8 protein-coding genes are annotated in these 12,354 nt (G+C 54.7%); 6 read left to right on the forward strand and 2 right to left on the reverse strand.

Annotated elements, in window-relative coordinates:
- The first annotated feature begins 1 nt into the window (after nt 1).
- The 4 genes from AB7M32_RS03935 (at nt 2) to AB7M32_RS03950 (ending at nt 6,257) form a co-directional block, all read left to right on the forward strand.
- Nucleotides 2-280 carry a hypothetical protein gene (locus tag AB7M32_RS03935; protein ID WP_092168349.1) on the forward strand — a complete coding sequence of 93 codons (279 nt, stop codon included), beginning with the start codon at nt 2-4 and terminating at the stop codon, nt 278-280.
- Nucleotides 281-362: 82 nt separating this feature from the next.
- A complete protein-coding gene (locus AB7M32_RS03940; RefSeq protein WP_454249128.1) occupies nt 363-4,700 on the forward strand; it encodes an RHS repeat-associated core domain-containing protein in 4,338 nt (1,445 codons plus the stop codon).
- Entirely contained in the window at nt 4,697-5,362 is a 666-nt protein-coding gene (locus AB7M32_RS03945) for a hypothetical protein (protein ID WP_454249129.1), read from the forward strand. Before AB7M32_RS03940 ends, AB7M32_RS03945 begins: the two co-directional genes overlap by 4 nt.
- A 535-nt stretch (nt 5,363-5,897) precedes the next feature.
- Entirely contained in the window at nt 5,898-6,257 is a 360-nt protein-coding gene (locus AB7M32_RS03950) for a DUF6124 family protein (protein WP_454249130.1), read from the forward strand.
- A 287-nt stretch (nt 6,258-6,544) separates the two neighbouring features.
- Here the strand turns inward: AB7M32_RS03950 and AB7M32_RS03955 are convergent, their stop codons facing one another.
- Together AB7M32_RS03955 and AB7M32_RS03960 are read right to left on the reverse strand one after the other, a co-directional pair.
- Nucleotides 6,545-7,609: a hypothetical protein gene (locus tag AB7M32_RS03955; protein ID WP_454249131.1), complete on the reverse strand. Its 1,065-nt coding sequence runs from the start codon at nt 7,607-7,609 to the stop codon at nt 6,545-6,547.
- 103 nt (nt 7,610-7,712) lie between these two features.
- Nucleotides 7,713-9,413, reverse strand: coding sequence for an ATP-dependent nuclease (locus AB7M32_RS03960; RefSeq protein ID WP_454249132.1), 1,701 nt, complete (start codon nt 9,411-9,413; stop codon nt 7,713-7,715).
- 679 nt (nt 9,414-10,092) lie between these two features.
- Between AB7M32_RS03960 and AB7M32_RS03965 the strand changes: the two genes are divergently transcribed.
- A complete protein-coding gene (locus tag AB7M32_RS03965; protein ID WP_072348086.1) occupies nt 10,093-11,124 on the forward strand; it encodes a histone deacetylase family protein in 1,032 nt (343 codons plus the stop codon).
- An 11-nt stretch (nt 11,125-11,135) separates the two neighbouring features.
- Nucleotides 11,136-12,236, forward strand: coding sequence for a polyamine ABC transporter substrate-binding protein (locus AB7M32_RS03970; protein WP_454249133.1), 1,101 nt, complete (start codon nt 11,136-11,138; stop codon nt 12,234-12,236).
- Nucleotides 12,237-12,354: the final 118 nt, after the last annotated feature.

Consider the following 12,354-nt stretch of genomic DNA (forward strand, 5'->3'; position numbering starts at 1 on the left):
AATGGGACTGGAAGACGAATACGTCGGCGATGCCGATTGGCAGCATTTCGTGCGGTTGTACGAAGAGGACTACCTCGACGACAACGCCCGCGCGCTGGCCAAGGCCATGGATGACAACCTCGACATGGCCGTGGTGCTCTACGGCAAAAGGGGGCTCAAGGAAGGCTTATGGTGGCTGGAACAGACCGTACCCGCCCTGGGTAACAAACGCCCGGCCGATTGCCTCAAGACCCCGAAACTGATCAAGCGCCTGAGAATGGCCCTGATGAGCATGCCCTAACCCACAAGGACAGATGCAATGGAAGGCATCCAACTGCTTGAACACACGCTCCCCAGCCACCCTACCCGCCTGAGCAACGTGCATGTCTGACGCGCTCTGGGCCGCCCGCCTGGGCGATGCACTCAACCACACCTCGATGATGGCCGACATCCTGGGCGGCGTATTGGAGGTGGCGGCCAACATTGCGATCACTGCCCTGGCGACCGCCGCCGTGGTCGCGGCCACGGGCATCACCGTGGTCACTGGCGGCCTGGGCTGCTTCGTCCTGGGCCTGGTCGTGGGCACCATCGTCGGCCTGGCCATGAGCAAGACCGGGGCCGACAAAGGCCTGAGCAATTTATGCGAGGGCATCGGCAACGCCCTCTTTCCGCCCACGGTGCAGGCCAACATCCTCACCGGCTCCAAGGACACCTTCACCAACAACATCCCTTCGGCCCGCGCCGCCGGAGCGGTTGTTTCCCATGTCGCGCCGGCCGGCACCGAACTGGAAATGCCCGAGCCGGAAGAAGAAGCCGAAACCAGCTACCTGGACATGGCCGGGAATTTCTTCTCGCAGATGTGGCGCCCCACTGTCGCCTCGCCCGCCCCCGGCACGGAGACCCGACCGGAAGACTTGGTGATCTGCACCAAGCACCCACCCATGCCACCGCAGTTCATGGCCGAAGGTTCGGAGAAGGTCACCATCAACGGCCAGCCCGCCGTGCGCAGCGGCGACCGCAGCACCTGCGATGCAACGGTAGTGTCGGCCGGATTGATCTCGCCCAACGTAACCATTGGCGGCGGCTCGGTGGTGGTGCGCGAGATCCGCAGCGGCAAGACGCCGGGCGTAGGCCTGGCGGTCACCGCACTGCTGATGCTCAAGGGTGGCAAGGGCAAGTTCTTCAGCAAACTGCCGTGCATGCTGGTGGGCGGCGCGGTGTCCATGGCCGCCAGCAGCGCGGCGAACGCGGCCGCCAACGCCGCCATGGGTTCGTCGAACCCAGTGCATGCCGCCACCGGGGCCAAGGTGCTGGGCGCTGACGAGGACCTGGATTTCGTCTTGCCCGGCATCCTGCCGATTGACTGGCAGCGCGTCTACAACAGCCGCGACGAACGCCGCGACAGTTTGTTCGGCGCCGGCTGGAGTGTCGCCTACGAAGTGCAGGTGGAAATCCAGCCCCACCCCGAGGGCGGCGAAACCCTGGTCTACACCGACGAACAGGGCCGGCCCATCGACATGGGCTCCATCCCCTTGGGCGGCGCGGTGTTCAGCGCCGGCGAAGGCCTGGCCGTGCGCCGCCATGTGAACGGGCAATTGCTGATCGAAAGTGAAGACGGCCTTTACCGTTTGTTCGAACCCTCGCCAGCCAACCCATCACACCTGCGCCTGAGCCAACTGGGCGACCGCAACGACAACCGCATCCACCTCGACTACGACGACGCCGGACGCCTGGTGCGGCTGCGAGACACCTTCGACCTGGTGCACCTCGAGCTGATCCGCGCAGGCGAACGCGTCACCCACATCGAGCGCCTCTACCCCGACCAAACGCGGGAGGTGCTAGTCAGCTACGCCTACGACGCGGCCAACACCCTCGCCGAAGTGCGCGACGCCAGCGGCCAAGTGCAACGGCGCTTTCGCTACGACGCCGGGCAACGGATGGTCGAGCATCAGCTGCCCACCGGCCTGCACTGCTTCTATGAATGGGCCCTGATCGACGACCAGGAATGGCGCGTGGTCCGCCACTGGACCGACGAAGGCGACGCCTACCAGTTCGACTATGACCTCAAGGCCGGCATCACCCGCATCAGTGACAGCCTGCAACGCGTCAGCACCCGGCAGTGGAACAGCCAGCACCAGATCACCCAATACACCGACAACCTCGGCCAGACCTGGCTGTTCGAATGGAACGATGAGCGCCAGTTGCTCAGCGCTACCGATCCACAGGGCGGGCGCTATGAATACAGCTACGACGAGGCCGGTAACCTCAGCCAATCCAGTGATCCGCTTGGACGCATCGAGTCCGTTTTATGGCTCGATCATTGGTCGTTACCGTTAGTAGAAACCGACGCCGCCGGTAACAGCTGGCGATACAAATACAATCGCCGCGGCAATTGCATTCGCGAAACAGACCCTCTGGGCCTCGTCACCCGCTATCGCTACAACGCTCACGGTCAGATCATAGAAATTGTCGACCCCACCGGCAAACGCAACACCTTGCGTTGGAACACCATGGGGCGGCTGGCTGAACATATCGACTGCTCCGGATATTCGACAAAATTCAGCTATGACCACCGCGGTTATCTACAGGTCATCACGGATGCTCTTGGCGAGCGCACGGTCTATGAACATGACTCTCGCGGCCGCCTGCTGCGTTACCAATTGCCCGATGGCCGCGTCGAGCAGTACCTGCGCGATGCCAGCGGTCAACTGACTCGTTACATCGATGCGGCCGGTCACACCACCGTCTATCAGCATGATGGTCGCGGACAAGTTCGCCAACGCATCGATGCCCATGGAAGGTCGGTTCAATTCAGCTACGACGCCTATGGACGTCTCCAGGCACTAACCAACGAAAACGGAGAAAGCTATCGATTCGCCTGGGACGCCGGCGACAGGATGATCGAGCAACAGGACCTAGACGGCAGCGCCCGACGTTATGCCTACGACGGGCTGAATAACGCCATTCGCGAGGCCCACATCCCGGCCCCTTTTGGCACGGGGATGGCGCTGGTATCCAACGGCCCAATAGAACCCATCGTTCATCACCTTGAGCGAGATGCCGCCGGGCGGCTGATTGGAAAAATGACCGCAGACGGCCGAACCGAGTACACCTACGATGCCGTGGACCAACTCATTGCCGTCACCTTTACCGACAATCAGGGCAACCAACAAACCCTGAGTTTTGCCTACGACGCCATCGGTCAACTGCTGGAAGAGCAAAGCTCGGTGGGCCGCTTACGGCATCATTACGACGAGCTGGGCAGCCTGATACAAACGCAGCTGCCTGACGGCCGTCGACTCAATCGGTTGTATTACGGCAGCGGCCATCTGCACCAACTCAACATTGACGGACAGTTGATCAGCGATTTCGAGCGTGATCGATTGCACCGTGAAGTCCTTCGTACTCAAGGGCGACTCATCACACGTAGCGAATATGACCGGGACGGACGCGTGCGTTCGCGCATGCAACGCCATGCGGACCAGTCGACGTTATTGCCGCCTGTGGCACAGAAACAATTCAACTACGACCCCAATGACAATCTGATCAGTCGCCTCGACCAGACGCCCAGCGGTGACCGTCAACGGCTGCTGCACTACGATGCGACGGGGCGCATTCTCGCCAGCCAGGACAACGTTCAAGGCCCGAGCGAAACCTTCGCCTACGACGCTGCCGCCAACTTGCTGGATGGCCCACAACCCGGCGCCGGGCTGGTGGTGCATAACAAATTACTGACCTATCAGGACAAGCGTTATCGTTACGATGCCTTTGGCCGGATGATCGAAAAGCGCAGTGGTGGGCATCTAATACAACGCTTTGTCTACGATGCCGAACACCGTCTGATCGAGGTGCATAACCACAACGGTTCTCAAGATACCGTCGTGAGGATGACCTACGACCCACTGGGTCGACGGACAGCCAAGGCCGAACATGACAGTCGTGGTTATCCACTGGGTGAAACGCACTTCATCTGGGACGGTTTACGGCTGCTTCAGGAACAAAAAAACAACCAGTGCAGCGTTTACCTCTACGACACCGACAGCCACGAGCCAATCGCCCGCGTGGATGGCCTCGGCGCTCAACAAAACATCCACTACTACCACAATGATCAGAACGGGTTACCGGAACAGCTCTCGGACGCCAAGGGTGACATCGTCTGGCAAGCACGCTACCGCGTGTGGGGCAACACCGTTGAGGAAATACGTGAGCCTCACTACATCGAAGAACAGAACCTGCGCTTCCAAGGCCAGTACCTGGACCGAGAGACAGGCCTGCACTACAACACGTTTCGTTTTTACGACCCGGATATTGGGCGATTCACGACACCCGATCCCATCGAACTGCTGGGCGGAATCAACCTCTATCAATACGCCCCCAACCCGCTCGGCTGGATAGACCCTTGGGGCTGGTCATGCCACGGCAACTCCAAAACCAGTCGCAAACCGCAACATGGTTACGAGATCGTGGACACGCGCACGGGTAAAGTCGCCAAAACCGGCGTGAGTGGCGGCAAGATTAAAACAAACGGAAAATCCGTTCGCGCCGAGACCCAGGTGAGGAAATGGAACAAAGAACCGGGTAACACGGGACGTTACGAATCCAGAGTCATCAAGAAGGTGCCGGCCGGCCCAGGTGCTCGTTGGAAAATCGAGCACTGGGAGCGAAGAAACGCGAATCGACGCAGGCAGGAACTAGACCCAGCGAGGCATTCAAGACCATGATCTTAAAAGAAATCTACCTGTACCCCGACTTGGGCGAATTCAGCGACGAAATCATTCATCCGTTTCGCGACCAAAGCCGCTCGATTTGCAATTTTCTTGAACGCCGCCTGAGCGCAGAAAAATTCGAAACGCCGAACTTCAAGAAAATCTGCTTTGTCGGAACACGCCAAGCCGTCAATGAGCCCTATGTGAACTCCAGCGGCGCGCTCATCGTCAATGTCAGCTTGGATACCGAGCATTATAAAAAATGCACATCGGTAAACGAGCTCAATGAGTTCTTTATAAAACTGTTGCTGGAAGGCCTGGAGAGATGCCGCCCGCACATCACCTTGCCCGACGATCTGCTGAAAAACGCGATGGATGAGTTCCGCGGCAACCACTATAAAAACGAGTGGACCTTCAAGCAGAAAAAAATAAAAGGGTCGGACTATATCTGCGCCCTGGAATGCCAGTTAACCATCGACTGCTTCCTCATGAACCTTAAGGTCTTGAGGAAAGACACACCGGTACTCGACAAAGAGATTCTGCGAACCGCGCCCGACGAAATAGCGTTCGGTCCATACCTCAAAGACCTCAAGGAAGAAGGCGGCAGAATAAAAGTCATCGACAAGTCGGGCGTGGCCTTCTACACCACCACGGTTTCTAGCCTGGACAAACTTTGACCGCTGTTCAAAGGGCGAAATATCGATCAAGCCAACACCACAGGCCCTGATCCGAAACACAGATCCCGTGGCCAGAGATTGCTCCCGCTGGGCGGCGAAGCCGCCCCAAAAAGGCAGGCGTATTCCTACAGAAAAACCGCTGCGCCATTGAGCGAGAGCACGCTTCCTCGCCCCAAATCCTGGGCATTACGAAGGCCTGTTTACTCTCCCTCCGCAGCGCTTCCACCAAGCTACGAATCCTTGCGCCATTGCCTACAACTACGCCAGAATCCGCCCGCTTGTGCGCTTTGTCTCTGGCCTCTATCGTTTCCCTGCCACTGCCCATCAGTGGTCGGGTTTAGTAGCCCGAGGTAGTGTCAGTAAGATGCACGAGCTCTCCATCCAAACAGGTTTCTACCTGTCCTTGATGGTGGCTGTGCGCAGGGCGCTTCGGCGCGCCGGCAATGCTGATCTCCCCGGTCTACTAACCTGCGTACAGCCGCCACCCTTCTTTTAGTAGGGAAGAGGTTGCGGCTTAACCATGGAGTATCAGCACATGTTCAAGCCAACACCGAATCCCCCCGAAGCAGATCGCAGCTCTGCGTCCACCAAATCCAAAACGAAGAAACAAGACGAAGCAGAAAGGCGCGCCTTGGATTTTTACCTGCTACCGAAACTGGAAAAGTCCGAAGATGCATCCAAACCGGGCCAGCTCTTCACCGTGGCAAAAAACGCCGACAACGAATGCCTGCTCGCCAACCTTAGCGAAAACCTGGCATCCGCCGACGCGATGATCAGCAACCTGGCCTTCGATCTGGAAGGCCCCCGCCGCCACATCGCCCTCGGCATCCAGCAACTGATTGAACTGAGTTCGTTGCTGGCAAACCGAGTGCTGGATAACGTCGACCCGCGCTAACCGCAGCACCACCAACCCCGTGGCGGGGGAGCAAGCTCTCTCGCCACAAACCATGTACGTCCTCGGAGCGGATAATAAACGTTCTATCGTCTTCGCTAGCTAGCACACACAGAATTGGCGATAACCCTATTTTGTAAAAGCTCAGCCTGAACAGTTCAAGGGTGAGATATCTCACCTAATAACAGCAGTGGACGATTATCAACGTTCGTCAGGATCAACTTTAGGCTACCCGCCGTAACTGGGAACAGTTAGAGCTAGTGATCGGAAATACTAGAAGGCTGTTCCCCTTAAACCACCTCTACGCCATACACATCAGGAGACGCACAAAACACTTGTAACGCAGCCTCTCTAACGCAAAGTTTGTTGTATCCAGCAAGCATCGCCTCGTCGTTAATAGACAGCTTGCCGTACACGTTTGTTGAAAGAATTTCCATTAGACGCTCTCGCTCGCTCTCTGGTAATGATAGCTTTGCCATAAGCTCATCTAAGTACTTTCCATCCACGAATGCATGCTGCAGTAAAATTATGCAATTTTTAGTTATATTCATATATATAGCTGGCCCAGTTTTAAGCGGTTCTTTAATGACTCCGGTGTCAGATAGTAGCGCACACTTTTCATCAAACACGAAGGCCAGGATGCTCGTGCTAAACTCTTTAGCCAAAAAAAACTCATCAACAAACCCATCAAGGCTTGTCGATTCATCACCTTCAGCGTACAAAAACAACAGCAGCAGTCGAATCCATTCCTTATATTCCTTTGGTGAGACCCCGTAGGAGTCGCAGATATATTTTTCTTCTGCATTATTCTTCTCTGTTAGAGCTACATAGAGCGCAAAGGCCCCTGGCTTATCGATACAATGATCCACATAAGAGTCAAAATTTCTCAAGACCTCCTTAATTTTGTATGGATTTCTTAACCAGTTCATTAATTTATAAGTATATATATATTTAACATGCTTTAAAAAAATTGCGAAATCACACCCTTTAATTTTTTTTAGATCAATCGATTCGCTAGTAACATCAACGCGTGTTCTAGCAACAGTGATCCAATCGAGTAGGCCAGCTACCTGCGCCGGATAACCGCCCTCATACTTATTGAATAGCCTCTCAAAATTAATTCTCTCGGAATCCCCTACGCGAGCAAACGTAAAAAGATCCTGAAATGCTAGATTTTTTCTAATTAAACTCTTTCCATTGGAGCGAATCTGCTGCCTTTTTTTATCGACCACATCGAAGCGGTGTATTTCCGCTTTCTTTGAGTACGGATCAACCGAGCAGGAATTAAGCCGTTGCTCCGCTTGCGAAACAAAATGTTGATTACGCGTGTCGTTTTTGAAATCATCAATAGCCATTATATGTACCAAAAAAATCCGATAAGAAATTCCAGACAACAACTCAAACCGATCACAAATGTGGTTTCGGAAACCTAGTTTTTTTCTAATGCAAGGAGCTTATCTAATCCTTCTTCCATTGCTGGTACAAAGCTCCCTCAGGCCACAATCTTTTCATCCCAGCCACTAAGGCATTTTCTAATGCTTCTAACACTGGCTCAAACTTTTCTAAAAAATCGTAGTTTGGCGAAGCCTCAGCCATTGCAAGCATCGTTAACATAAATTGGTTTTTATGAGCCCCACCAACTTTGAACTCACTTACGCCACCCGCAGCATCAGGCATAAATACTTCAAACCATCCAGGATGTTTCTGGTGTAGCTCTACAACCCAATGATCTGGGAACAACCCCTCAATCGCGACTTTATTGGGAATAATTACGTAGTCTAGATTACCGTTAAAACACCCCTTCTTTCCAAAATAACCAGATAACTCTTGAACGCCTCTTCTTCCTGCATCATCACCGTCGAATAGCGAAACTGCTGCGACTTCTTGCCGCATTAGTTCATAATTCGCACGCAAAAAACCTTTCAGTTCTGTAACTCCTCCAAACTCTCGAAACTGGACAGTATCTGACGCCAACAACATCGGCGTAGCATATGCGCCCTGATAATAATCCGCCATCGTAGTCAAACAATTAATATCAGTCTCCCCCTCAACAAATACATTGAGATCAGTTAACCCAAAATAGTCTGAAAACTTAACTCCTAACGACACACGAATATCTTCAGTTGCCTGCTGCATAGTGTCATATACGTGAAGACGTGTTCCAGCACCTCTCGGCCCGGTTGTAACACCTTGAACATCTGCAACTGATTGCGGCATAAAACTTAAGGAGTGCGTCGTTTTTATCACAGTGGAGATGCTGGAAAGCTGCTCTAATATTTTAGAACTTTGATAAGCGAGGGAAGGATGCATATACGTCTCCGGCTCTTCGATTAACCAAATTACAGACTTCTCGGGATTTTGTTGGGTAATCCATTTAAACGACGACAGAAGTACCGCCGATTGCAACCCCATACCTTTCGTGAAAATTGAGCTTTTACTCGTATCATGCACCATCAACTCAAAACCTGAAATCAAATGCTCCAGCGCATTTCGAGGATACTCTAAGTATGAATTAACTTTACTCAAACCTGACTCAGCTAGCTCTTTGTCCATACTATCGGTAAGAGACGATATGCTTTTCCTTATTTCTAAATCGTAAGGCTTGAGAGCCTCAGCAACCTGCTTTTTAACAAAAGGCGAAACAAATTCATCATACAGTTGCGCAATTGACTTGTTCGACGGAATGTAATAACACTGGAAACATTCCAGCACGGAAGTGACTATGGTTTTTTGCAGCGTCGAATATTGCGGAGACTTGCCTTCGGCTTTTTTCGCCCCCGGGTAAACCTGATAGACCGGGAGCGACTTATTGAAATAAACATTTATGGAAAATGTGTTTTCAGACGCTTCGGTTTTTGGAACTTTAAGCATTTGCCTCAATTTTCTAAGCTTATCTAAAATCTCTTTATCGGCACCGGGGTCGGCTTCAAAGAAACAAGTCAAACTAGTTTGAATATTTTTCGAATTAAATGGCAAGTCGCGTTCTGGATCATAGTTATATTTATTATCATGACCGGTAAAAAAATAATAAAGCGCTAATAACGCATTTGTTTTACCTGAGTTATTCGGACCTATGAGGGTAAGACCATTTTTTATATTTAATGTCTGATCAGTCGATATAGTCCTAAAATTTTTTATCCGTATGCTGACAATTCGCATTTTTCTTCCTTTAATTATTAAGCAAGTCGATTCGGCAGATGAAACATTCAATTAAAACTGATGCTTTTGCCAAATATCTCTTTCCCAAATTTCCCTAGCCGCGTCCTTTAATATTTCTACCGCTCCCAGTTACCGAGTCTGAGATTGCCTGCTCAATTCATATTTTTCGTGCCCAAAATAGCGGTGCAGCCCATGAATGCTAGCAGAGAGACATCATTTTGCCATATGCGCCCAAGGTCGAACGAACTGCACCGAACGCGGTAGCTTTCGTCGAAGAAGTGCTTTCTTAATGGGTGTTAAGGGGAGCGCCCGCCGCTGGTCGTAAACTCAATTGATTGACCAATTGCACGACTTCCTCTGGCTGCCCACTAACGACCACCTCGACCAATTCCAGACACGCGGCATCAACTGATGTGACGACTACGCTCGAAACTTTGTGCCTCCCTACGACGGCCACGCCGCCGAACGGGAGCAAGCCCCTCATGCAAAATCACCACCTCGCCATCGAAACTGCCGCCCCTTCTGCCCCAACCCCGCGCACACCCGCGCCAACAAGGGGCGATTTACGGTCAAACTTATTGGCCATTTCGATCCCCTTTTGGCCTCTCCTGCCGTTCTCTGAAACGCCCCGCGCCGCAAGACTGTGTTCAAACCGACCAGCCTAGCGGAGAACAAAAAAATGCTGACGATCTACTCAGACGATCACCACCTGCACCACGGGCGTTGCGAGTTGATGGATGGGCAATTGATGCCTTGCTTCGAGATGCCGTCCCGGGCCGATCATGTGTTGGAGCGGGTCAAGGCGCGGGGGCTGGGGCCGGTGGAGGCGCCGCAGGATTTTGGCCTGGGGCCGATCCAACGCATCCACAGTGCCGCGTACCTGGAGTTTTTCAAAGGCGCCTGGGACCGCTGGGCCAAGTACAACCGCGAGGGTGATTTGTTGCCCTTCACCTGGCCGGCGCGAACCCTGCGCTCGGTCATCCCTACGAGCCTGCACGGCCAGTTGGGTTATTACAGTTTCGACGGCGGTGCGCCGATTACCGCCGGCACTTGGCAGGCGGCCTACAGCGCCGCGCAAGTGGCCCTCACCGCTCAGGCAGACATCCAGCGCGGCGCGCGCAGTGCCTTTGCGTTGTGCCGCCCACCGGGGCACCACGCCGCCGGCGATTTGATGGGCGGTTATTGCTACCTCAACAACGCCGCCATCGCCGCCCAGGCCTTTCTCGACCAGGGCCATCAGAAGGTCGCGATCCTGGATGTGGATTACCACCACGGCAACGGCACCCAGTCGATTTTCTATGAGCGCAGCGACGTGTTGTTCGCCTCGATTCACGGTCACCCCGAGGCGGAGTTTCCGTTCTTCCTGGGGTATGCCGACGAGCAGGGCGAGGGCGACGGCGAGGGCTTCAATTTCAACTACCCTTTGCCTGCCGGCTCCGGCTGGGACACCTGGAGCGCGGCGCTGGAGCAGGCCTGTGGGCAAATCCGGGGTTACGACGCCGATGTCATCGTCGTGTCCCTGGGTGTCGACACGTTCAAGGACGACCCCATCTCGCAATTCAAGCTCGACAGCCCGGATTACCTGGCGATGGGCAAGCGCATCGCGGCGCTCGGCAAGCCGACGCTGTTCGTGATGGAAGGCGGCTACGCGGTGGCAGAAATCGGCATCAATGCCGTGAACGTTCTTGAAGGTTTCCAAAGCGCCCCATGAGGAATCACAGCATGAACAGACTCAAGCGTTTTATGGCTCCAGCCGTGTGCGCCGCGCTGCTTTGCGGCGCTGCCCAGGCCGAGGAGCGCACCTTGCGCGTCTACAACTGGTTCGACTACATCACGCCCAAGGCCTTGGAGGATTTCAAGGCGCAGAACAGCCAGGTCAAGCTGGTCTACGACATCTTCGACACCAACGAGGCCCTGGAGGCCAAGCTGCTGACGGGTAATTCCGGCTATGACGTGGTGGTGCCGTCCAACGTGTTCCTGGCCAAGCAGATCGAAGCCGGGGTATTCCAACCCCTGGACCGCAGCAAGCTGCCGAACTGGAACCACCTCGATCCCAAGCTGATGAAGCTGATCGAAGCCAACGACCCGGGCAACAAGTTCGCCGTGCCCTACATGTACGGCACCATCCTGATCGGCTTCAACCCGGACAAGGTCAAGGCCGCCCTGGGCGACAACGCGCCGGTGGACAGTTGGGACCTGATCTTCAAGGAAGAGAACATCAGCAAGCTCAAGCAGTGCGGCGTGGCGCTGCTGGATTCGCCGTCGGAGATCCTGCCCCTGGCCTTGCAGCACCTGGGCCTGGACCCCAACAGCAAGAAGCCGGCGGACTACGCCAAGGCCGAAGCGCTGATGATGAAGATTCGCCCGCACATCACCTATTTCCACTCGTCCAAGTACATGGCCGACATCGCCAACGGCGACATTTGCGTGGCGGTGGGTTACTCCGGCAGCTTTTCCCAGGCGGCCAACCGCGCCAAGGAGGCCAAGAACGGCGTGAAGGTGGACATGCGCCTGCCCAAGGAAGGCGCGCCGATCTGGTTCGACATGCTCGCCATTCCCAAAGGCGCCGCCAACCCAGGGGACGCCTACGCCTTCATCAACTATTTGCTGCAACCGCAGGTGATCGCGCCGGTCAGTGATTTTGTCGGCTATCCGAACCCGAACAAGGACGCGACCGAGATGGTCGACCCGGCGATCCGCAACAACCCCAACCTGTACCCGACCGAAGCGGCCATGACCACGCTCTATACCTTGCAACCGTTGCCACGGGATGCCGAACGGGCGCGGACACGGGCCTGGACGCGGATCAAGTCCGGCCAATGAGATCACCAAGCTAAACAGAAAACCTGTGGGAGCGAGCTTGCTCGCGAAAGCGGTGCATCAGGTGCCGGTGGTGTTGAATGTACCGGCGTCTTCGCGAGCAAGCTCGCTCCCACAGGCG

Source organism: Pseudomonas sp. R151218B TE3479 (assembly GCF_053629195.1).

Bases quoted from the DNA above. Each gene is read 5' to 3' on its own strand.
- AB7M32_RS03945 (WP_454249129.1), top strand. From the start codon at position 4,697: ATGATCTTAAAAGAAATCTACCTGTACCCCGACTTGGGCGAATTCAGC.
- AB7M32_RS03955 (WP_454249131.1), bottom strand. From the start codon at position 7,609: ATGGCTATTGATGATTTCAAAAACGACACGCGTAATCAACATTTTGTT.
- AB7M32_RS03935 (WP_092168349.1), top strand. From the start codon at position 2: ATGGGACTGGAAGACGAATACGTCGGCGATGCCGATTGGCAGCATTTC.
- AB7M32_RS03960 (WP_454249132.1), bottom strand. From the start codon at position 9,413: ATGCGAATTGTCAGCATACGGATAAAAAATTTTAGGACTATATCGACT.
- AB7M32_RS03950 (WP_454249130.1), top strand. From the start codon at position 5,898: ATGTTCAAGCCAACACCGAATCCCCCCGAAGCAGATCGCAGCTCTGCG.
- AB7M32_RS03965 (WP_072348086.1), top strand. From the start codon at position 10,093: ATGCTGACGATCTACTCAGACGATCACCACCTGCACCACGGGCGTTGC.
- AB7M32_RS03970 (WP_454249133.1), top strand. From the start codon at position 11,136: ATGAACAGACTCAAGCGTTTTATGGCTCCAGCCGTGTGCGCCGCGCTG.
- AB7M32_RS03940 (WP_454249128.1), top strand. From the start codon at position 363: ATGTCTGACGCGCTCTGGGCCGCCCGCCTGGGCGATGCACTCAACCAC.